Genomic DNA, 22,929 nt, shown 5'->3' with positions numbered 1-22,929 from the left:
TTCACCATTTAAAACGCTCTATCAGGAGCGTGTCAAATTTCTACATAGCATCAAGCAGTTCCCCGCACTATAAGCTCCGTAGGAATTTGAATATGCGCCTTTTCTACCGGCATCCCCGCAATTAAGTCAAATAACGTTTGCATGGCAAGGCATCCCATCTTAGCAGCATCAATTCGAACAGTGGTCAACTCGGGTTCCACCACACGGCTGATATAGCTGTCATCAAACCCTATGATCGCTATATCTTCCGGCACTCTCAGCCCTGCCCGGGTAACTGCCTTCATGGCGCCTGCGGCAATGGTGTCATTGGTGCAGAAAAAAGCTGTGGGGCGATCCACCTCCCGCAGCATCCGGGTCATGATTTCCTCGCCATCTTCCAGCGCCGGCTCAATATCAGCAATAAAACGATCATCAACGGGAATATCATACTTAGCAAGAGTTTTAACGAAGCCCTCTATACGAGCTTCACTAACTTGTGGTGAAAACCGGCCGGACAACAGGCCGATTTTACAATGTCCCAGCTTGCAAAGATATTCCGTAGCCTGCACAGCACCGCCATAGTGATCTGCCGAAATGCACACTAAGCCATCCATATCCAAATAGTTGTTTACCAACACTACCGGAATGCTCTGTTTACGAAACTCTTCAATGACCCGGATATCAACCTCGCCAGCAAAAATCACTCCATCCATGTGCTTTTTGATATAAATATCTCCATTGGGCAGGTGGATATCCTGACTGGTCGTTACGAACAGGCTGTAATTCCTTCGGGTTCCCTCCTGCATGGCTGCTTCCAGCATCGGAGAATAAAAAGGATTCAAAATAGCGGGATACTGCTTTTCGTGGATAATAAATGCAATATTTTCTGTCTGTTGCCGAACCATCGCCCTTGCGATGGCATTAGGCGCATAGTTCAACTGCTTCGCTGCCGCATATATCTTTTCACGCGCCTTCTCACTGACTGCTTCCGGAGACGCATATGCTCTGGAAACTGTTGCCTTTGAGTAACCACATAACCGTGCGACGTCAATGATTGTTGCTGCCATGTATGTATCCCACGCCCTCTTGAAAACGTTCTCATTTTTAAGGTCAAAAAAACACTGGCACTCTATTGTGAAAAATAAACAACCAGTATCGCCGCGTCCTCTTTTCTTAACATGTTTTTAACATAAAGCCGCCATCAAAAAAGTCAACACTTTTTTTGACAAACCACACTATTTTGGAATCATTCCCAAATTTTGCATGTCTTTTTTTGCAATTTTGACTTAAGCAGTAGGCCCCTGTTATTGCTGCACAAACAAACTCATTCCCAAATAGCATTATATGGATTTGGCGCGCTTTAGCGGCAGTATCAGGAGCTGACACAGGATCTCCGAAGAAAACGAGCCGTACATATTACGGGCTCTCTTCCCTGCCCCGCACAGATGAACCACGGGAATGCTTTACAGAGTTCTCATTCGTCTGCCTGTGGAATGATGGGACATTTGTACGCTCTGGGGGCAGCTACGGCGTGCAGACGAGCCAACATCACATTCGATAATATCCAGTCCCTTCACTTTCATGTCCTTCGCCACACCTCCACAAGCAACATAATTTATGGCGGAGCGTCTTTAAAGATGTCCGAGAGCTGCTGGGCCTTTCCAGCGTGAACACCACCATGAACATCTACGCCCATGCAAAGAAAGAAACCACAGGTTCTTCCGCCCGGTTTCTGGATAAGGGGGCGTGTGAAAGCTGAGAGCTTTCCCTTACAGACATCTCGTAAGGAAAAAAGCAAGGGAAATGGCCAAGAAAATATCCCCGGAAACCTTGAAAACACAAGGATTTCCGGGGAGCGCGGCCCAAATGTATTAGAAAAATGACAGGAGGAATTCAAAATGCGCAGAACCCAAAAAGGTGGTCATCCTGAAAATCCGTTCGAGCAAGCCGGGAGAAAGCCGGATACACCCAAGCGGCCGCAGCAAAGCACGTACACTTGTTGTATGAGGCAGGGACTTCTGCCCCTCCATTTGGCATCGTGTGCCGCATGGCCGATCTGTACCATTGCAGTCCAGCTGACTTCCGTCTTATGGAATACAGGCCGAAGTGATGGATGGAGTCTGTACCGATGTGACATTGATTTCAGCCGTTTCCTGCGACAGGGACTTCGTTGATTCACTTGCCAGCGTTATGACAGAGGGCAGCTTAACCCTATGCATCTGTTCGATGTGGTGTTGGATGCGCTGTCCTGATATTTTCCGCCGCTGGAGGGCGTGGCAGAGCCACGCCCTCCTCTTGGCTTCTCAATCCGCCATTTTCAGGCTCGGTTTATTCCTCTTCATCAAAAAGTCTGAAGTTCGGATCAACGGTACCGATTCCCAGATAACGAGCCTTGTAGTCCTTAAGCAATTGGAAGAACTTTCCGCTCAGTATGACAATGACAATCAGGTTTACAAAGGCAGGTATTCCCGTTGTCAAATTGGCGATTTCCCAAATATCCGCACCAGAAATATCGTTTCCCACCGCAGCCAGAAGCACTACAAGGAACCCGGGAATGGGGTAGATTACCTTAAATACGTTAATCAAGGTCCGCTTGAGCTTTTCATTCGTGCCGCACAAATGGCGCAACAGCACTTCGAAATAAGCCCACCATCCGGTAGTAGTAGAAAGAGCAAAGAGGAAAATGGCCACCGTGATGATGATAGTTCCAACAGGCCCAAGCACTGTTTCGAAAGCCGCCAAGGTCAATGGAGCACCATCCAGGCCGGAATCCCACAGGCCGGTAACGACGATAACCAAGGAGGTAACCGTGCAGATACACATCGTACCGACAAAAACCTCAAATGCCCCCCACAATCCCTGCTTCACCGGATGCTCCGTTTTGGCGGAGGCGTGAATCATAGGCGATGTACCCCAGCCAGCCTCGCTGGAGAACATGGCGCGGGATAAGCCGGTTCGGATAATCAAAGCCACGCCCGCTCCCATGAAAGCGCCGGTGGCTGCGGTCCCGGTAAATGCATCGCTGATAATCAGTCCAAGTGCTGCGGGCAATTGTGTGATATTTACTATGATAATCACGATTCCGCCTACCAGGTAAAAGACGCACATGGGGGGAACTACTTTCGCCGCCAGCTTGCCCAGCCAAGGAATTTCACGGACAGTAGCCAAATAGGTGAGACCAACATAGACTAAACCTACCGCCAGCATGGGAATGCCAAAAGTGGCGTTGACGGACTGTGCGACCGTGAAGTTTTGCATGGAAAAGACATTTCCAAAAATGCCGATCCCGAAGATAACCGCCAGCACGCCCCAGAATTTGAAGCCCTTATCCCGTCCCAACCCTTTCTCCATATAGTATGTAGGCCCGCCATAATAGCCGCCCTTTTCATCCTTTGAACGGTAGTATACCGCCAGGGAAACTTCGGCCATTTTCATCATCATGCCCAAAAAGGCCGCAACCCAAATCCAAAAGGCTGCACCCGGTCCGCCCACCGCGATAGCGGTCGCTACGCCGCCGATATTGCCAACACCCACTGCTCCGCCAACGGCAATGCTGATTACTTCCAAGGGTTTCATCATGCCCTTACCGTTGTCCTTTTTTGAAAAAAGTGTTCCAATGGTGTTTTTCAGAATATGCTTTAAGTGTGCGATTTGAAAGAATTTGGAGCCGACCGTAAAGATAATGCCAGCCAACAGAATAAGTACGATGAGAGGCATTCCCCACAGAAGGTCCGAGATCGTCTTAATAATGGCCATAACAAGTTTTCTCCTTTTTCTATATGTCTGTCATCACACTCGTGTATAGTGCAGGCTCACTGTCCGGATTACCTGCTCAAAGGCCGGTACATCAGTTTCATTGGATACAAATACCAGAACACAGGGTTCTCTCCCATATAGAATCCCCACATCATTCGTAATCCCCTCATCCTCGCCGGTCTTGTGCTCCACCCGCACGGTGGGCGGAAGCAGGCTGGGGATTTTATGGTTAATCTGCTGTTGCGATAGCATCGCCCGCATTCGCTCAGACGCATTGGCACTCACGCAGCGTCCGTGGTAGATTTCCTCCAGAAGGCTACCGATCTCCTTCGGTTGACATAAATTCTCCTTTCCCTGACGTGCGGCCTCCGTGTCAAACAGAAAGCGAAAAATCTTGGTTTCCTGAAGGCCGAGCGCCCGGAATCGCTCATTCAGGAACTCAATGCCAAAGCGGCGGATTAACACATTCGTAGCCGTATTATCACTGATAGTAATCATCAGCTTACAGAGGCTTTCTATGTCATACGCCTGCGTACCGGAGATATGCTGCAATGCGCCGCATCCGGGCACTTTGTCGCCGTCCCGGACCAAAAGCCGCTCCTGCAGCACACCGGGATGCTCCCGCTCCTCCAGCAGGATGGCCGCCAAAATTGGCAGTTTAATTACGCTGGCCGCTTGGAACAACTCCGTTTGGCGGCTTCCGTCCGTTTCTCCCGTGACCAGGTTTTTGTAGTAAAATCCGATATGCCCCGGAACTGAGGAAAGCTGCCGCTTCACATATTCGTCCATGCCGTCTCTCCCTCCTGCTCCATTGCTAAGCGCGAATGGCTCGTCCTAGACTTGACTGCTTGATTGTTCCGTGTTCCACAGCGATTTTTCCCCCAATCAAGACCCATTCTATCCCTTCCGGAGGACGGTCGGGATGCTCAAACGTAGCACAGTCCCGGATCCGATCCATATCAAAAATTACGATGTCTGCATCTGCGCCCTTGCGTAAGGTCCCCTTTCTCGTCAGCCCCAGTTTTTGGGCCGGCATGGCACTCATCTTGGCGACCGCATCATCCAAGTTCATCTTCCCGGCTGCAACATACCGGCACAGCAGGCGTGGAAACGCCCCTGCACCTCTCGGGTGTCCTTGCCCCCGATCCATCAGCCCATCACTGGCCAGCATAATGGCCGGATGAGACAGAGCCAAAGCTACATCCTCCGCCTTCATAACATGGCAGACCGTCAATGTGTCCGGTGCTGTCTGACGCAGTTCATGAAACAATCTCTCCGTGCATCGTTGTCCCTTGTACATACCCTCGCAGATTTCTATCGCAGAATACTGTGTGCAGTAACGCTCCAAAAATCCCTCATCGTAGGTTGTTTCCCCTATTCGCGTGCTGAAAGCGTCATACGGATAGCAATCTCCGCTCAGTTCCATACCGGAGGCGCGATATCTATCTATGAGGGCCAGCAGTCGTTCCATCTGCCCAAATCCCCCCATGCTTCCCACATGGGAAACTTGAACCGGAAGATCCAGCTGCCGCCCTATGGAAACCAACTCCTCCACCGCGCCGAATACATTATCCGCGTCATCTCGCACATGGGCGGCCACAAGACGGCCATGGCTTTGGCAGAAGCAGGCGGTTTTCACCATCTCATCCCGTGTCACACCGGGTACATAGCGAATACCGAAGGACACCCCAAAGCAACCCGCTTCCAGAGCCTCTTTGGCCAGCCTTGACAACCGTTGTTGTTCATCGGGCCGAATTGCACTGTACTTGTCCCGGTGCCCGGCCTGCTCCCGCAGGAAGGTATGGCCGGCTAGTAGTCCCATATTGATCGGGCCGCCATCACGGTCCATCAATTCTAAATACCGCAGAGGCGAGACCGTATTGATACCGCAGTTTCCACCAATCGCTGTAGTGACTCCCATGCGAAGCATGGAGGTCATAATGCTGGGAATCAGTCGCCCCTCCTCTGGGTCATAAGGATCCTCGTGCATGTGGATATCCACAAAACCAGGTGAAACCACCATCCCTTCGGCATCCAAAATCACATCAGCTTCCGGCTCTTCAGCAGTCAGCCCCTGAATACGCCCGTCTTCCACTAGCAGATTATTTTTGGAGTGAACATGACTGGCCGGGTCTACAATCAGTCCGTGTTTAATCAGTGTGCGCATCACTTTGCCCCCTTTCTCCGTCCGTCAGCCATTCAGGCAGGCCCGTATTTTGCGGCACGCCTTCATATCCTTGGCGGCGGACAACCAGCGCATCCTCTCCGAGGTTCAACAGCACAACCATCGGCATACAATGCATATTGTAATTCTTCTTCATCCGTGCTTCTACATCCGCCCAGACAAAAAGATAGCGCCCATCGGCGCCGAACAGTACCACTTTGCGGTGATTCACTCACATTACAGAGCGGATTCATTCTAGAAATTATGCTCTGGACAGCGTAAGGGTATCATACCATAAGATCACGAAAAAGCCAATTATATAATGAAGTTATTTTCCATCTCCTGACTCCAGCATTCTGAGCACTTCCTTGTTAGAGTCGGAGACCATTTTTCGGGTCTTGTTGAACGCATCATGCTCCTTGTCTGCCTTGACGACGGTCGCTTGTCTGGAGGCGCGCCCTTATCCCAAAATATCCTATCGGCGGAAAACCAGAAGCTCACTGACACAGGCGGCAGATTTCCACATGGCGAAGGTGCTCTGGCGCTCGATCAGATACTCAATACAGTTTGGAATACCCGCTCATCGTACGCCCATCCAGCACGCGTTTCCAGGCGATCAGGTCCATTGGTCTTGCTGCGGTCCGCACTGGCACAAATGATCTCTGCCCGGCTGTGCCCTGTGACGGCGTAAAAGCCCGCAGAACTGTTTTATACCATGGTGTATAGAAGTCCCGCGCGGTGGGCGGCCCGCAATGACGGATACGGGTTGTAAAAGCGTGCCTCCCTTGTTTTGGTCTTTCTCCCCATCGCTCCGCAGGGCGTGCTTGTTGTATTTTTGCAATGACTTCTTCCTGCAATTCGCCTTTCTGAACGATATTAGTTTCCTTTCTGAGAATGGCTTGGAATGGCGAGAAGGAAGATGTCGCTCTGCTGACAAATCCGCATGGGATATGTCGCGTCACACGGCAGGATATCGGTCTGCTGAAGCTGTGCTCCGGACAAATCAGGATCACTTCTCAGCCTTTGCCATCGTCCGGTTCCGCAGCAGAAATCCAGTAACCTTTGTTGTTGCAAAGATGGTCCATGACCAGGCGCACAAGCGCAGTCCACCGTCCCGCCATGTAGTTGATGCGTGCAGGACAGGATTTTGGGATGCAGAAGATGAAGAACTGCCATACGCTGTCGGAAGCTCTGAGGACGGAGCGCTGACCGCCGCATTGGTGACGCGATCTGAAAAAGCGGTGTGTGTGCCATTGGCATTGGGGCAAAGACAGCAGTGGCGAGGTCTGCTGTCTGACCGGAGACTTTTTATCTATCAGTAATACGCCAAAACAAAGCCAGCCGGGGATCTTCAAAATTTCCGGCTGGCTCTTATAATGTTCACTCCATTGCTTTCCGATATGGGGATGCAGCAGCTCCCTATCAGCTCTGCTTTTCAGCTTTCAGGAATACGGACGGTGCGCGCTTATAAGTCGCAAGGCTCACAACGACCAGTGCGATACCGCAGGCAACCGTGCCCGGCACCGCCGCCCCAAGGCCGAAGGGCTGGCCTGCCAGCTTCCAGCCAACGCAGACAACAAACCCGCCCAGCAACCCGGCCATGACGCCGGTCTTGGTTGCCTTCTTCCAGAACAGCGCTGCAAATGCGGGAATCCCAGCCGATGCGGCATAGAAGCTCCAGGCGAACATGAGGATGTTGTATGCATTGTGGATGTACAACGCGATCACCAGCGCGCCCAGGGGCAGGACAATGGAGAAGATGCGGGAGAGGGAGATCTCGGTCCGCTCCGGCATTTGGGGACGGATGGTCTTTCCGATGTCGTGGACGCAGGTCTGCACAGATACCAGCAGATAGCTGTCCGCCGTGGACATGATGACCGAGAGCATACCGGCCAACGCAAGTCCCGTCAGACCGGCGGGAAGGATCCGGATCGCCAGGGCCGGAACGACAGCGTCCGTCGAGCCATACTGCGCCAGGATGTCGCCGCCGAGGATCTGACGGCCCACAACACCCATGAAGTAGACCAGCACAATGGTCACGCCGTATACGGCCGTACCCAGGAACATCCCGCGCTTTGCCGCCCTTCGGCTCTTGGCGGCAAATGCGCGCTGCCACATTTCCGCACCTGCCATGGTGAAAACCAGATAGGTGATGATGTCTCCCAAAATGCTGCCGTCAATATGCGGCTCCACCAGCGCCGGGTCCAGGTTGGCCGCAAAGTTCGCAAAGCCGCCCACGTTGAACAGGGCCGCCACCGGGATCAGGATATACACGAAGACGATCAGCATATAAAATTGCAGCACGTCGGTGTATACCACGCCGAACAGGCCGGAGGTGGCTGTGTAGACCATAAAGACCACTGTTGCGATCAGCGCGCCCATCTCATAGGAGAGGCCGAACTCTCCCCCCAGCATCCGGATGATCGTGGCCGTGGCGGTGACCTGGGAGGCCACCGTCCCCATCATGGCGAACGCGATCAGCACAGAGAGGGTGATCTTGGCTGCCCGGCCAAACCGCCGTTCAAACAGCTCCGGGATAGAGGTGATCCCGTACTGCATCCCGATATCCGAGATCTTCCCGGCGATGCCGGAGAAAATGAACATTCCCAGAAGGTATGGAATTGCGGTAAGGACCGCCTTGAAGCCGTCGGTATAGGCCACACCTGCCCGGCCCATCAGACCGCTGCCGCCGATGATCGTCGCGCAGACGGTGGCCATCAGCACCATCGGCCCAAAGGACCGGCCCGCTACATAATAATCCTTTGTGTTCTGGATCCGCCTGACGGAATAGACCCCCACCAGGACCATGATGACAAGGTATGCCGTAATGATTCCCAGATCCAAAATCGTCAATACGCTGTGATCCATCAAAAATGCCCTCCTTTTCTTTGTTTGCTCCAGAGGGCCGCACCTGCATACCTTTGTCCGGCAAGATCTTCAGCAGCTGTCTGCTTCCATTCACACCCACATTATATATGTTTCGGCGCAGCCCTCTACCCATAAGGGCAGATCCTGATCCATATTCTTCACCCCTTCTAACCACGTCCTCTTGTGGCAGTGAATATATGAACATTATAATGTTACTTGAAAAAAATGTCAATTTGTCCGATATGTATCAGAAATTCTTTATTCAAAAAGTATATATGCCATCCCGCCAGTTTTGCCAACCATGATACCTGGACCAAGGGACGCTGTATACTGCACAAAGAAAAACTGCGCATCCATACAAGCCCCTGCCTGCTGGATGCGCAATTTCCTGTATCATCTACCATCATTCATGCGTCAGCAAATACTCTTTCAGTCCGCTGAGAGACGCCCTGCCGGCCTCTGCCCCGAGGTCATAAACAGCCTGCAGCTTGGCGGGGTCCTTTTCCACACGCCTGATTGGGAGTGGGCCATTGGGCCGAACCACGAAGAGCTCCCCGCGCTGCTCCATCCCTATGATCTCCTCCACCTGCCGGTTATAGACTTCCCACCGCCGGTTCAGACTCTCCACAAAGGCCGGATAGCGATGGTAATAGAGGCGGTTGAATCGCTGAAGCCATGCTGCGGGCCGCTCTTTCCGATACTCCAAGGGACGTGTGAGCACGAGAACGGTCTTGTCGTAGCCCAGACTCTTGCAGAAATGGACTGGAATACTGTCGCTGACCCCGCCATCCAGGTAGAACCTCCCATCCAACTCCACAGGCCGGGAGACATAGGGCATGGCAGAGGTGGCCCGCAGGACCTCCATCTGACGGAACGGCTCTGTGATCCGGATATACTCCGGGGCGCCTGTGTGCAGATCGGTGACCGCGGCATAGAAGTCAACGCCCGATCTCTGAAAGGCCGCTTCATCAAATACGTCCAGCTTGGAGGACACCTCATAGAAGGCGAAGTCGGCGTTGATCAGATTGCCCGTGGTCAGCAGCGAGCGCAGCCCCATGTACCGCTTATCCCGGATATACTTCAAATTATACCGTATGGCGCGTCCCTTCTGACCGGCGGGAGCATTGATCCCAAACAGCGCACCGGCCGACACACCGACGATTCCATCAAAGGATATCTGTTCATCCATCCAGGAGTCCAGAACGCCTGCGGTAAACATTCCGCGCATGGCGCCGCCCTCCAAGACCAAGCCCGTTTTCATCCCTGTCCTGCCTCCTGTGATTTTGTCGATTTTGATATTTTACCACAGGAAAAGCCAAAATGGAATGCCTTGTACGAGACACAGGATATCGATCAGAAAGCGCAGAAGTTGATACGGCGGGAAGGACATTTTCCTTGACGGTTCTTTTATTTAATGATACATTTAGGTATGTAAGTTTTCTTCGGAAACGAGATATTTCTCTACTGGCGGTAACAGTCCGCGAGCGATCAGCTAATCCGGTGGAATTCCGGAGCCAACAGGTTCGGTCTGGAGGGGAGAAGAAGGCTTTCTGGTGCCGTGCCGGATGCCCATCCTCCTCAAGCAAAAGTGTATACTCTAAGCACCCGGTACAGCCATCTCTCTGCGTCAGGGAAATGGCGCCGGGATTTTTTATTTCCGGCGGCTTCTCCCTCGGAAGCGTCCAGTATGAATACGGAAGGAGCCTTGCTATGGAGCCAAACCTGCAGCCAAACCCATTGGAAACGGATCCCATACCCAAACTGATCGTTCGATACGCCGTTCCCACCTCACTGACACTGATGGTCAACTACCTCTATAACATCGTGGATCAGATCTTTGTCGGACAGGGCGTGGGCATTACAGGAATGGCAGCCACTAATATCGCGTTCCCGCTGACCATTCTGGTCAATGCTGTGGCATTGATGCTGGGAGACGGATGTGCCGCCAATATCAGTCTGTGCCTGGGTCGGAAAGCGCAGCGGGAGGCGGACAGCACCATCAGTCACGCCCTCACCCTGATCTTGGCCAGCGGTCTGCTGGCCGCTCTGGCCTGCGGCATCTTCGCCCCGCAGATCGTAGTCCTTTTCGGCGCGACGCCGACTGCCTATGCAGAGTCTCTGTCCTATATGCGCGCCATCGCATGGGGGATCCCGTTCCAGCTCCTTTGTCCCGCCTTCACCGCCATTATCCGGGCGGACGGCTCCCCGCAGTACATGATGAAGTGCATGATGACAGGGGCGGTCATCAACCTGATCCTGGACCCTATCTTTATCTTTCCGCTGAAGATGGGCGTTGTGGGCGCCGGGATCGCCACGGTGATCGGGCAGGTGGCTGCTGGATGCCTGGCCCTGCTCTACCTGCGCCGCCTCAAAACCGTTCATATCCGGCGGGAGGACCTACGCCCTACACGGAAGCTGACCTGTCGTATTCTGGCACTGGGCTTCCCCAGCTTGCTTACGCAGATGCTCTCCGCTCTGGTGCAGATTACCCTGAACAATCTGATGCGGGCCTATGGAGCCGCCACAGTCTATGGCAGTGACATTGCCTTATCCGTCTACGGCATGATGATGAAGGTCTACCAGATCGCTCACTCCATGTTCGTCGGGGTGTCCTCTGCCATCCAGCCCATCAACGGCTATAATTTCGGCGCCAACCACTATGCGCGGGTCCAAAAGACATTCCATATAGCTTCTCTTATTGCAGTAGGCATTTCAGTGGTGTGGTTTCTCATTTTCATGGTGTTCCCGCGGCAGATCGCAAGCTGCTTTGTATCGGACAATGCGCTCTATCTGGATTGCGCACAGCACTGCTTCCGGCTCTATATGCTGGCCTTTTTCCTGTATGGCCTTCACATGACCTCAGCCTCCTTCTTCCAGGGGATCGGCCGGCCTGGTAAGTCCCTGCTGATTCCTCTGGCCCGGCAGGGCTGCTTCCTGATCCCTCTGGCGCTTCTGCTATCCCGCTCCTTCGGGCTGGACGGCGCACTTCTGGCCGCACCGATAGCCGATGCTCTTGCGTTCCTGCTCTGCCTGCTGCTGGCCCGCTGGGAATTTCGGAGTTGGAGAAGAAAGGGCTGGCTGTGCAAAGGAGAGCGCAAATATCGCGCATCATAAGCGCACATGTTCCGAAGCCCCTGGATCGAGCATTTATAAATGAAAATCTATCATTGGGAGGACGATTCCCATGACAACGCGGACCCTTTCATTGCAGTTGGAGGAAGATTTCACCACACATACAGCCGCACTGTTTGTAAGCCATGTCAATGTCTTTCAGAGCACCATCCGCATAATCGCCGGTGAGCGAAGCATCAATGCGAAAAGTCTTCTCGGGGTCGTCTCCTTCGGCTTTCGTCAGGGACAGCAGGTACAGGTCGCTGCAGACGGCCCTGACGAAGCCGAAGCTGTAAACGCGTTGTCGCAATTTTTCCAGTCTTCTGCTTCCGCATGACTTGTCTGCATATAGGAGATGGAGAAGAACCTCAATGAAGCCATTCAACACAAAAGAGAGATTCTCTATTCCGAACCTGATGGGATATTTTCGGCTCCTCCTCATTCCGGTATTCTGTTACCTCTATCTGGCAAAAGAAGCGTACCATTGGGCCGCAGGTGTTGTCCTCCTCTCCAGTCTCACGGATCTGTTTGATGGGATGATCGCAAGAAAGTTCAACATGATCACAAATTTGGGCAAGGCGCTTGACCCGATCGCGGACAAACTGACACACGGTGCATTGGCTCTTTGTCTGGCCTTCCGCTATCCCCAGATGTGGGTCCTGTTTGGTCTTATGGTGCTCAAGGAGGGCTACATGGTGGTTATGGGCCTGCTCTTTTTCAGAAAAGGGAAAATGCTCAATCTGAAAATATCTTAGGCATACGAATTCCTCCACACCCGTGTGACTTTTCTATCAAATGATCCATTTGAAGATGTGAACGGTTTTCCCTTTTGGGAGAAACAAAAATGTAACACGAGCGCATACTTACTTTTGCAGGCCGGCTCCGTATGGAGCGAATACACATGCATTAAGACAACCATTTTATTTATTTGGTCATTTTTGATGGACATTTTATGTAAGGAGATCCGGTAGAATTTCCGGTCCTGATGGCTGCGTTCTACGGCCTGCGTAGAAGTGGGGTTATGGGACCGCGGTGGAGCGCAATCGACTTTGAGGGAAATACTCTCACGGTCGACCATACTGTGGTCCAGTATCGTTCCGATGGCAAGAACCGGATGAAAAACAAATCCAGCTGCAGAACGATGCCGCCGGTTCCCCAGTACCGGGAACTTCTGTTGCGGATGCAGGAACGGAAAGCCGCTTGTAAAGAGTTCTGCGGAAACTGCTACACGGAGTCGGAGTACATCTATGTCAACGAGCTGGGTATCCCATATAAGCCTAATTTTGTGTCCGACCATTTCAAACGGGTCCTGAAGCAGCACGGCCTTCGTCCGATTCGTTTCCACGATTTCAGATATACGTGCGCATCCCTGCTTCTGAAAAACGGAGTCGCGGTGAAGGATATTCAGGATTGGCTGGGACACTGCAGCTACGCTACAACCGCCAATATCTACGCGCACCTGGACACGGATTCCAAGAAACAGCCTGCAACGAAAATGAACCAGACAGTCAGCATCACCCCTGGCATCTCAGCCGCGATTTAAGCCGGAGGAGAGAACTCGGGGAGAGAACCGGGCTTCAAAAAGAAAATACTCAGGTTTTCAATTCATGAAAAACCTGAGTATTTTCAACTGGTGCCAGTGGTGGGACTCGAACCCACACGGTGTCGCCACCAACGGATTTTGAGTCCGTCACGTCTACCAATTCCATCACACTGGCCGGTGGATACTGGTTTATTATACAGGAGGTCGGAGCGAAATTCAAGTCCTTTTTCTCACGCCCTGACGCCGTACCGCTCCGCACGCAGGACGATCCGCCGGGCCCAGCGGCTATGGGTGTTGTACTCGTTCATCCGGCCGCCGTCCTCACTGGCAGAGACCAGACTGCCGCTGCCGGTATCCCAGTTCAGGATAGCCCGGGCGTCCGCGTAATCCCGCTGGGAGACGCGGAGCATTTCGTTCACCACGGGGATCTGATTGGGATGGATGACGGTCTTGCCGGTGAAGCCATTCAGCAGATCCAGCTCCATCTCCCGGCGCAGCCCCTCTTCCCATCCCTCGCCGGAGTAATACTCCCATACCGGGCCGGACACCACGTATTGAGTGCCGAAAGCCGCCACGATGTCGATGAGGATATCCGCCACCGGGCGCAGGTCGTAGATGGTCCGATTTGCCGGACGGCGCAGGCCGAAGGCGTGGGAGAGGTCGTTCCCCCCCACCCGGATGTTTAAAATGGAGCCAGACACGGTGTCCAGCTGGGCCCGCACCTCCGTCAGAGCCTCCCGGCGAGTCTGCGGGGGAATCATGGCCGCAGACTCAAACACCGGCATATAGAAGTACTCCTCCGTCCGGCCGATGGAGCGGATGGCTGCAAGATAGGCCCCGCAGTTCTCCAGGAAAAACTTGGGCAGGATGAATCCGCGGAGAATGGAGGAAAACGGGGCGTACTCCTCCGCCAGCCGCAGCAGCTGCTCCGGTGACCGGACCCGGACAAAAATGGGCGGCAGAAAAAAGGAGCCGCCCTCCGCAGCGGACGCGATCCGGGACAGCGTCCCCCGCAGCATCCGCTCCGCGTCCGCCACGGCGTCCTCCCGCACCGTGTCCTCCAGGCAGAACGCCAGAGAATACGGCGTTGGAAACCGCTGCTCCACAATCGCGCCCACAATCGACCCGTGGGCGTTGGCAGGGCAGTAGAGCAGTGCTCCCACGTCATATCCAGTCAACTTGCTTCTCATGCTCATCCTCTTTTACCTTCAGATCAGCGGCCGGCTTCGGCCGGGCACTTATGGGCGCTATTATAGCACTTCCCGCCGGAGAAGAAAATACCCGCGCCATGCTGACGAATGTAAAATTTTTGTGGATTCTCAAGCTATGCTCCATGCATCTGTTGAAAATCCTCTCCAAAGCCGCTATAATGAGAAACACAAATCTTGTGATGAGAAAGAGACTGGGCTACGATGTTTCAACAGGCGGGAACGGCACAACTGAATGATTATTTCCGCCCGCTCTCGGAACGGGGCGGGTCCCGCGTGTTTTTCTGCCGGATCGCCGGGTACGGGGAGACGGTGGCCGCTTTTCTGCGCCGCTACTATGAGGCGGCCCGCCGGTCCGGCGTCATCATCGACGGGCGCATCCCCAACCCCACGCCCGACAACCTGTCCTATTTCAATGAGATGATGGGGTCCGGTTTCCAGATGGACCGGGATTTTCTCTCCCAGCGGCTGAAAAAATGGCTGCCCCGGATGACGGACGGGCAGCGGGACGCTGTGGTGACGGCCATGTATGCCACCCTGGACGATATGCGCCGGGCGGGCAAAAACGACAATATGCTCCGCAATGCCTACATGAAATACATGTGCTGGCTCTACTACAAGTTCGAGCGGATCGTCAACGTGCTGGGCGGCGAGACGCTGCCCAAGATCCTCTATGCCGGGGACGTGAGCCATTATGAGCTGCAGCTGCTGACGGTCCTCTCCCGGGCGGGGGCGGATATCGTCCTGCTGGAGTGCGGCGGCGACCAGGCATATCTCACCGTGGACCCCCAGTCGGCCCTGTCGCACCTGTATCAGGCCCCTGGCCTGGGGTCCTTCCCGGCGGGCTTCGGTGTCAAGCAGCTTCAGGCGGAGCTGGAGCGGGAGGTGCGCCGCCAGCGGCTCTACGGCACGCCGCCCTCCCTCTCTCCCTGCACCAACGCCTGGGTGCAGAAGGCAGAGCTGAACGCGGCGCTGACGGCTGTGCAGGCCCGCGGAAACGATCCCCGCTTTTTCTGCAACCTCTTCCTCTGCCAGTACGGCGTGGAGGACAATCTCACCTATACCAACGACCTCTTCGCGTTTTATCAGTCCCTCCAGGGCGGCGGCCGCCGGATCTGCGTGGTCAACGGAGACCCCGCGCCCCCCGGGCCGGAGGAGATCGCCGCGGTCAAGCGGGGCAACTACGCCTCCGCAGAGCAGCTGGCGGCGGGTCTCGCCGCCAACATCCGGTATCCGGCCAATGTGGAGCTCCAGCGCCTGATGACCCGAGCTTTCATCGATCTGGTGCTGGAGGAGGGGGAGCGGTGCGGCGGCAGCGTCTCCAAGCTCACCAGCCGGGCGGTGTACCTCCTGTGCTGGCTGAACCGGTATCAGAAGGACCTCTTTCCGGACTGGAAGGCGCCGGAGGTGGCGGTCTTTCTCCAGTTTGGCAGATGCGCGTCGGACACCGGAGCCCTGTTCCTGCGGCTGCTGGCCCGCCTGCCGGTGGATGTCCTGTTGCTGCTCCCCAATCTGAATGAGGGCAGCGCCCTCCACACCCCGGATCTGCTGGAGGTCCACTGTCCCCAATCCGTCTCTCTGGACCGCTTCCCGGTGGACCAGAACCAGGCCCGGGTCACCACCGCCGCCTATCAGGCGGAGCGGGATCTGGACCGGCTGATGTACCAGGATACGGGACTGTATCGGAACCAGCAGTACGCCAAGGCCTCCACGGTCCTGCTGCAGACCATGTACGAGGAGATCCCGATTCTGTGGGACCAGGAGATGAAATACCGTCCCAGCTTTTCCGCCGCGGGGGACACCGTCACCCTGCCGGTGATCTGCCAGAAGATCTGCGGCGTGAAGGACGGCAACGCCTCCCAGTACTGGCTGGACATCAAGAAGCTCATCACGCCGGACACGGAGGTGATTCGGTCCGTCCCCTGGGTCCAAGGCACGGATCCCAACCCCGTGAAGCCGTACGCCACGCAGTTTTTGAAGAACGGCAAGCTGCTGCGCGGCAAGATCAAGTCCCACAGCGCCTATCTCTACGGCATCCTGCGGGCGGAGATGCAGGAGCACCTGTTGGACAAATTGCAGCTGCTGCTGGACCAGAAGCTGATCCGCGGCACCTTTGAGAACGGCACGGAGTACACGGTGATCGCCACCGCCCTGAATCTCCCCAAGGACCTGCTGCGGAAGATCCAGAAGTTCGACTTCACCAAGAAGAACCCCAAGCTCATCTACATCAACCCCACAGAGGAGAGGATCTCTCTGGAGGACAGCATCCTCACCGCGTTTCTAAGCCTGGTTGGCTTCGACGTGCTATTCTTCGTCCCCACCGGCTACCAGTGCATCGAGCAGCACTTCACGCGCCCCTTTGCCAGCGAGACGCAGATCGGGGACTATCTTTACGACCTGCGGATTCCTGATTTCAACACCGTGCAGGAAAGCGGACTGCACTCCATCAGAAAACTATTTGGAAGGAGTATATGACTTATGGGCCTGAATCTCAGCAGACCGACCCCATCCCAGCCTCAGCCCTCTCAGGGACAGGCACCTGCCGCCCCCCAGGAAGAAGAGAGCTATCAGCAGTACGACATCTCCGCCGACCGGCAGATGATGACCCAGACGCTGGTCAACTCGCCGGAGGTGGATGCCCTGGCCAGCCAGATCGAGGTATACAACCTGGAGTCCATTGTCTCCTTCGGCGCCGGAGCAGCAGACGAGATCTCCAAGTGCTCCGACGTGGTACTCAACAGCATGAACCTGTCCCAGCTGGATGACTCCAGCGCGATGCTGAACACGCTGGCCAAGATCATGGACAAGTTCGACATCGAAGAGATCAAGGAGAACCCCGGCCTCTTCGGCAAGCTGTTCGGAAACCTCCGCAAGCAGCTGGACAAAATCCTCGCCAAGTACCACACCATGGGCGATGAAGTGGACAAGATCTATGTCCAGCTGAAGCAGTACGAGGCAGACATCAAGCAGTCCAACCGGAAGCTGGAGGAGATGTTCCAGGCCAATGTGAACTACTACCACGAGCTGGTGCGTTACATCCTGGCCGGTGAGCAGGGGTGCCGGGAGCTGGAGGCATACATCGCCCAGCGCCAGGCGGATATGGAGGCCACAGGGGACAACTCCATCCAGTTCGAGCTGACCACCCTGAATCAGGCCCTGATGATGCTGGAGCAGCGGACTCAGGACCTGCGGACGGCGGAGAACGTGGCCATGCAGTCCATCCCCATGATCAAGACCATGCAGTTCAGCAATATGAATCTGGTGCGGAAGATCAACTCCGCCTTCATCATCACCCTGCCGGTGTTCAAGCAGGCGCTGACCCAGGCCATCATGCTCAAGCGCCAGCGGCTGCAGACGGAGGCCATGAGCGCCCTGGACGCCAAGACCAATGAAATGCTGATCCGCAACGCCCAGAACACGGCGGAGCAGGCCAAGATGACCGCCCGTCTGGCCTCCGGCAGCTCCATTAAAATCGAGACGCTGGAGCAGACCTGGCGCACCATCGTCAGCGGTATCGACGAGACGAAGCAGATCCAGGAGAACGCCCGCAAGCAGCGGGTGGAGGACCAAAAGCGACTGGAGGCCATCAAGGCCCAGTTCGACCAGATGTATCACATGCCGGACAAGGGGTCCGTGAATCATTAAATATTGGGAACGGAGGAAATCACTATGCCGATCAATCTTTCCAAGGGACAAAAAGTCGACCTGACCAAGGGCAACCCCGGCCTCACCAAGATCATGGTGGGCCTGGGCTGGGACGTGAACGCCTTTGACAGCGGCAGCGCCTTTGACCTGGACGCGGCTGCCTTCCTGCTGGGCGCCAGCGGAAAGTGCCCCACGGAGCGGGACTTCATCTTCTACGGCAACCTCAAGCACAGCACCGGCGCGGTGGAGCACATGGGCGACAACCTGACCGGCGAAGGCGACGGCGATGACGAGCAGATCATGGTGGATCTGGCCAAGGTACCCGCCAGCATCGAGCGGATCGCCTTCACCTGCACCATCTATGACGCGGAGAACCGCCGCCAGAACTTCGGCCAGGTGTCCAATGCCTTCATCCGCATCGTGGACCAGTCCACCGGCACGGAACTGATCCGCTACGACCTGGCGGAGGACTTCTCCATCGAGACGGCCATCGTGGTGGGTGAGCTGTACCGCCACAACGGCGAGTGGAAATTCAATGCCATCGGCAGCGGCTTCCAGGGCGGTCTGGCAGCCCTGTGCGGCCACTACGGCATTGACGCTGAGTGATTACAAGGAGGAATATCATGCCTATCAGTTTACAAAAAGGACAGAAAGTCAGCCTGACCAAGGGGAATCCCGGCCTGACCAAGGTGGTCGTGGGCCTGGGCTGGGACGTGAACAGCTTTGACACCGGCGGGGATTTTGATTTGGACGCGGCGGCCTTCCTGCTGGGAGAGAGCGGCAAAGTGACCTCCTCCGGGGACTTCGTGTTCTACGGCAATCTCAAGCACAGTTCCGGCGCGGTAGAGCATCTGGGCGATAACCTGACCGGGGAGGGTGCCGGGGACGATGAACAGATCCGCATCGACCTGACGAAGGTGCCCGACAACATCCAGCGCATTGCCTTCACCGTGACCATCTACGAGGCGGAGAGCCGCCGGCAGAACTTCGGTATGGTGAACAACGCCTTCATCCGCATCTTCGATGAGACCAACGGCCAAGAGATGCTCCGCTATGACCTGGGCGAGGACTTCTCCATCGAGACGGCGGCGGTGTTCGGTGAGGTCTATAAGAACAACGGCGAGTGGAAGTTCAACGCCATCGGCAGCGGCTATCAGGGCGGTCTGGCGGCCCTGTGCGCCAACTACGGCGTGGACGTGGAATAAGCATCCCGACAGGGAGCATCAGATCTCTCCGGCCGCGCCCGGGGGCGCGGCCGGACATTTTGAAGGAGGAAATATATATGTCTGTGAGTCTGCAAAAGGGCCAGAAGATCAGCCTGACCAAGGGCAACGAGGGTCTTTCCAAAGTCATCATCGGTCTGGGCTGGGATGAGGCCGCCAAGTCCAAGGGCGGTTTGTTCGGCAGCCTGTTCGGGTCCTCTGGCCCCGCCATCGATTGCGATGCCTCTGCCTTTGTGCTGCAGAACGGCAAGCTGACGGACAAGAAGGACATCGTCTACTTCGGCAATCTGAAGCACTACACCGGCACTGTCCAGCACATGGGCGATAACCTGACCGGCGCCGGCGAAGGCGACGATGAGCAGATCGTGGTGGATCTGGCCCGCGTCCCCGCGGAGTATGACCGCATTGTCCTGGTGGTGAACATCTATCAGGCAGTGCAGCGCCGCCAGCACTTCGGCATGATCCAGAACGCGTTCATCCGCATCGTGGACGCCCGGAACAACCAGGAGATGTGCCGCTACAACCTCTCCGAGAACTACGACAACATGACCGCCATGATCTTCGGCGAGGTCTATCGAAACAACGGCGAGTGGAAGTTCAACGCCATCGGCCAGGCCACCACGGATCCCGGCCTGGTGGAGCTGGCCCGGCGCTATATGTGAGCGGCGGCCCCAAAAAAAGATATTGAAAATTTGAACCGCGGGAGGGGTCTGCTGTGCGCAGGCCCCCTTCCCGCAGCGAATGGGTGTAACAATCATGCATTTTAATGGACTGACTGACAAACAAGTTGAGGAATCCCGAAAAAAATACGGGTCCAATGTGATCCCCGACTCCGAACCCACCACCTTCTGGGCGGAGTTCAAGGAGACGTTCAAGGACCCCATGATCCGGATCCTGCTGGCTATTGCGGCCCTGATGATCGTCATGTGTGTGCTGGGCTATGCGGAGATCTATGAGCCCATCGGCACTGTCGTGGCCGTGCTGATCGTGGCATTCGTCTCCGCCAAGACCGGCGTGGCCAGCGACACGAAGTACCGCCAGCTGAAGGACAGCACCAAAAAAGATCAGTGCAAGGTCTACCGCAACGGTCTGGTCACCGTCATCGACGTGGATGACGTGGTGGTGGGGGACAAGGTCCTGCTCCAGTCCGGCGACAAGGTGCCGGCGGACGGCGTGCTGATCCACGGAACTTTAAGGGTGGACAACTCCGCCCTCAACGGCGAGGCGGAGGAATGCCCCAAGACCGCGGCGGACGAGTCCTTCCCCCTGCCGGAGGACATCACCGGCGACACCTTCGTGGACGCCCACTCCCTGTTCCGGGGCGCCGTGCTGTTTGACGGCGAGGGCGTGCTGGATGTGCGCAAGGTGGGCCTTGCCACCATGATGGGCAAGATGGCCGAGGAGATGCAGGACGACGAGCCGGACTCTCCCCTGAAGGTGAAGCTCGGGAAGCTGGCGGACATGATCTCCCGCTTCGGCTACATCGGCGCCGTGGTTATCGCCATCATGTACTTTGGCTACTTCATCCTCTCCGCCGGCGGGTTTGCGGCGTACTTCTCCTCCGGAGCCCCAGTCATCATCCAGGACATCGTGGAGGCTGTGTCCCTGGCGGTGGTCATCATCGTGTGCGCCGTGCCGGAGGGGCTGCCCCTGATGATCTCTCTGGTGCTGATGCAGAACACCAGCAAGATGCTGGACCACAACGTGCTGGTCCGCAAGGCGGAGGGCATCGAGACCGCCGGCTCCCTGAACATCCTGTTCAGTGACAAGACGGGCACCATTACCAAGGGCCACCTGGAGGTGGTGGAGTTCTTCACCGCAGACGGCGTGGCTATCCCTCTGGATCAACTGGCCCAGCAAACCAAGCTCAAGGGCCTGATCGATCTGGCCATCGGCAAGAACAGCCAGTCCATGTATGACGGCAGCGGCCGCGTGGTGGGCGGCAACGCCACGGACCAGGCGCTGATGCGCTTTCTGGGGCAGGAGACCTTCCACAAGCTGGATGAGGTCTCCTCCTATGCCGTCACCAAATCCCAAAGCTTCAACTCCGCCAATAAGTTCAGCCAGGCCTACATCGCCGGGGCGGGCCGCACCTTCTACAAGGGCGCGCCGGAGAAGTTCCTGGCCGTGGCCCAGAAGTACCTCAGCCTGGATGGGGACGAGCATCCCCTGGACCTGGAGTCCCTGAACGCCAAGATCGACGAGCTGGCAGGCAAGTCCATGCGGGTGCTGGCCTTCGGCTACTCCCCCAGCGAGATGACGGAGAACGCCATCAACGCCGACACGGTGCTGATCGGCCTGGTGGGCATCCGGGACGACGTGCGTCCCGAGGCCCGGGAGGCCATCGCCGAGGTGCAGAAGGCCGGCATCCAGGTGGTCATGATTACCGGCGACCGGCTGGAGACCGCCGTGGCCATCGCCCGGGAGGCCGGGCTGCTGCGGACCCGGGACGATGTGGCGCTGACCTCCACCCAGCTCAACGAGCTGTCCGACGACGAGGTGAAGAAGATCATCCCCCGCATCCGGGTCATCGCCCGCGCCCTGCCCACGGACAAGTCCCGGATGGTGCGCCTGTGCCAGGAGCTGAACCTGGTGGTGGGCATGACCGGCGACGGCGTCAACGACTCCCCGGCCCTGAAGCGGGCGGATGTGGGCTTCGCCATGGGCAGCGGCACCGAGGCCGCCAAGGAGGCCGGCAAGATCGTCATCCTGGACGACAACTTCAAGTCCATCAAGGACGCCATCTGGTACGGCCGGACCATTTACCACAATATCCTGAAATTCTGCAGGTTCCAGCTGGTCATCAATGTGGCCGCCGTGGTGGTCAGCGCTATCGCTCCCTTCTTCGGCGTGGAGGAGCCCCTGAAAGTCACCCACCTGCTGTTCGTGAACCTGGTGATGGACGGCTTGGGCGCCATTATGCTGGGCAATGAGCCCGCCCAGGAGCGGTATATGTCCGAGCCGCCCCGCCGCCGGGATGAGAGCATTGTCAGCAAGTCCATGATGGCCCAGATCGTCACCATGGGCCTGTGGCTGACGGCGTTGAGCTTTGTCTTCCTGAAAGTGCCTTTCTTTGACAGCTTCTTTGCCAGCACGGAGCAGAAGCTCTCCGCCTATTTCGTGCTGTTCATCTGGAGTGCCCTGTTCAACGCCTTCAACGTGCGCAGCGACAGCTTTGACATCTTTAAGGATCTGAAGCTGAACCCCGGTTTCATGCGGGTGTTCGTTATCATCGTCCTGGTGCAGGCGTTCATCGTCAACGCTGCCCTGATCCCCGTGCCGGTATTCGGCTGGATCAGCAATATGTTCAGCTGTGTGCCCTTCCCGCCCGCCGGGTGGGCTGCCGCCATTCTGCTGGCGTTCACCATGATCCCCGTGGACATCCTCCGCAAGGTGATCGTGGGACGGAAGTAAACCGAAAAAAGAGGCAGG

General features: G+C 56.1%; 19 protein-coding genes, 1 tRNA gene and 1 riboswitch. Of the genes, 11 read left to right on the top strand and 9 right to left on the bottom strand.

Annotated features, from left to right (window positions below):
- Positions 1–50 precede the first annotated feature (50 nt).
- The 5 genes from DN611_RS03390 to DN611_RS16410 all read right to left on the bottom strand — a co-directional run bounded on the left by DN611_RS03390 (position 51) and on the right by DN611_RS16410 (position 6,056).
- Positions 51–1,046 carry a LacI family DNA-binding transcriptional regulator gene (locus DN611_RS03390; protein ID WP_021749393.1) on the bottom strand — a complete coding sequence of 332 codons (996 nt, stop codon included), beginning with the start codon at positions 1,044–1,046 and terminating at the stop codon, positions 51–53.
- A gap of 1,261 nt (positions 1,047–2,307) precedes the next feature.
- Positions 2,308–3,735 carry an alanine/glycine:cation symporter family protein gene (locus tag DN611_RS03380; protein ID WP_021749396.1) on the bottom strand — a complete coding sequence of 476 codons (1,428 nt, stop codon included), beginning with the start codon at positions 3,733–3,735 and terminating at the stop codon, positions 2,308–2,310.
- A gap of 33 nt (positions 3,736–3,768) precedes the next feature.
- Positions 3,769–4,512, bottom strand: a complete 744-nt coding sequence (locus DN611_RS03375; protein WP_160117398.1) for a serine hydrolase — start codon at positions 4,510–4,512, stop codon at positions 3,769–3,771.
- A gap of 37 nt (positions 4,513–4,549) precedes the next feature.
- Positions 4,550–5,902 carry an amidohydrolase family protein gene (locus DN611_RS03370; RefSeq protein ID WP_025543554.1) on the bottom strand — a complete coding sequence of 451 codons (1,353 nt, stop codon included), beginning with the start codon at positions 5,900–5,902 and terminating at the stop codon, positions 4,550–4,552.
- Complete coding sequence (locus DN611_RS16410; protein ID WP_160117397.1) at positions 5,886–6,056, bottom strand: hypothetical protein; 171 nt, start codon at positions 6,054–6,056, stop codon at positions 5,886–5,888. The genes DN611_RS03370 and DN611_RS16410 overlap by 17 nt, the downstream gene beginning before the upstream one ends.
- 667 nt (positions 6,057–6,723) lie before the next feature.
- Between DN611_RS16410 and DN611_RS16405 the strand changes: the two genes are divergently transcribed.
- Entirely contained in the window at positions 6,724–7,221 is a 498-nt protein-coding gene (locus DN611_RS16405; RefSeq protein ID WP_145985051.1) for a hypothetical protein, read from the top strand.
- 100 nt (positions 7,222–7,321) lie between these two features.
- On the opposite strand, the gene DN611_RS03365 is transcribed toward DN611_RS16405, so the two are convergent.
- Positions 7,322–8,767, bottom strand: a complete 1,446-nt coding sequence (locus tag DN611_RS03365) for a sodium:solute symporter family protein (protein WP_119310646.1) — start codon at positions 8,765–8,767, stop codon at positions 7,322–7,324.
- Positions 8,768–9,170: 403 nt separating this feature from the next.
- Positions 9,171–10,028, bottom strand: a complete 858-nt coding sequence (locus tag DN611_RS03360) for a patatin-like phospholipase family protein (RefSeq protein WP_119310645.1) — start codon at positions 10,026–10,028, stop codon at positions 9,171–9,173.
- A gap of 173 nt (positions 10,029–10,201) precedes the next feature.
- A riboswitch (FMN riboswitch) is annotated at positions 10,202–10,315 on the top strand.
- Between the two features lie 162 nt (positions 10,316–10,477).
- On the opposite strand from DN611_RS03360, the gene DN611_RS03355 reads away from it, so the two are divergent.
- The 4 genes from DN611_RS03355 (at position 10,478) to DN611_RS03340 (ending at position 13,421) form a co-directional block, all read left to right on the top strand.
- The gene (locus DN611_RS03355; RefSeq protein WP_119310644.1) at positions 10,478–11,881 is read left to right on the top strand and encodes an MATE family efflux transporter; all 1,404 of its coding nucleotides are present in this window, start codon (positions 10,478–10,480) and stop codon (positions 11,879–11,881) included.
- Between the two features lie 70 nt (positions 11,882–11,951).
- Positions 11,952–12,215 (top strand): HPr family phosphocarrier protein, encoded by a 264-nt coding sequence (locus tag DN611_RS03350; RefSeq protein ID WP_119310643.1) that lies wholly within the window; start codon positions 11,952–11,954, stop codon positions 12,213–12,215.
- Positions 12,216–12,249: 34 nt separating this feature from the next.
- Positions 12,250–12,633, top strand: a complete 384-nt coding sequence (locus tag DN611_RS03345; protein ID WP_119310642.1) for a CDP-alcohol phosphatidyltransferase family protein — start codon at positions 12,250–12,252, stop codon at positions 12,631–12,633.
- A gap of 230 nt (positions 12,634–12,863) precedes the next feature.
- Positions 12,864–13,421, top strand: coding sequence for a site-specific integrase (locus DN611_RS03340; RefSeq protein WP_119310641.1), 558 nt, complete (start codon positions 12,864–12,866; stop codon positions 13,419–13,421).
- 88 nt (positions 13,422–13,509) lie between these two features.
- On the opposite strand, the gene DN611_RS03335 is transcribed toward DN611_RS03340, so the two are convergent.
- Positions 13,510–13,596 (bottom strand) — tRNA-Leu (locus DN611_RS03335).
- Positions 13,597–13,651: 55 nt separating this feature from the next.
- Positions 13,652–14,611 carry an HpcH/HpaI aldolase/citrate lyase family protein gene (locus DN611_RS03330; protein WP_036629861.1) on the bottom strand — a complete coding sequence of 320 codons (960 nt, stop codon included), beginning with the start codon at positions 14,609–14,611 and terminating at the stop codon, positions 13,652–13,654.
- A gap of 222 nt (positions 14,612–14,833) precedes the next feature.
- On the opposite strand from DN611_RS03330, the gene DN611_RS03325 reads away from it, so the two are divergent.
- The 6 genes from DN611_RS03325 (at position 14,834) to DN611_RS03300 (ending at position 22,911) form a co-directional block, all read left to right on the top strand.
- A complete protein-coding gene (locus DN611_RS03325) occupies positions 14,834–17,104 on the top strand; it encodes a YceG family protein (protein WP_119310640.1) in 2,271 nt (756 codons plus the stop codon).
- 3 nt (positions 17,105–17,107) lie between these two features.
- Positions 17,108–18,274, top strand: coding sequence for a toxic anion resistance protein (locus DN611_RS03320; protein WP_119310639.1), 1,167 nt, complete (start codon positions 17,108–17,110; stop codon positions 18,272–18,274).
- A gap of 24 nt (positions 18,275–18,298) precedes the next feature.
- Positions 18,299–18,880, top strand: coding sequence for a TerD family protein (locus DN611_RS03315; protein WP_021748541.1), 582 nt, complete (start codon positions 18,299–18,301; stop codon positions 18,878–18,880).
- Between the two features lie 17 nt (positions 18,881–18,897).
- Positions 18,898–19,479: a TerD family protein gene (locus DN611_RS03310; protein WP_021748540.1), complete on the top strand. Its 582-nt coding sequence runs from the start codon at positions 18,898–18,900 to the stop codon at positions 19,477–19,479.
- 77 nt (positions 19,480–19,556) lie between these two features.
- Entirely contained in the window at positions 19,557–20,159 is a 603-nt protein-coding gene (locus DN611_RS03305; protein WP_025545042.1) for a TerD family protein, read from the top strand.
- Positions 20,160–20,253: 94 nt separating this feature from the next.
- Positions 20,254–22,911 carry a calcium-translocating P-type ATPase, PMCA-type gene (locus DN611_RS03300; protein ID WP_025545043.1) on the top strand — a complete coding sequence of 886 codons (2,658 nt, stop codon included), beginning with the start codon at positions 20,254–20,256 and terminating at the stop codon, positions 22,909–22,911.
- The last annotated feature ends 18 nt before the right edge of the window (positions 22,912–22,929 follow it).

It is taken from the genome of Oscillibacter sp. PEA192, from assembly GCF_003574015.1.
GTDB lineage: Bacteria > Bacillota > Clostridia > Oscillospirales > Oscillospiraceae > Oscillibacter > Oscillibacter welbionis.
This window is presented reverse-complemented; position numbering and strand designations above follow the sequence as displayed.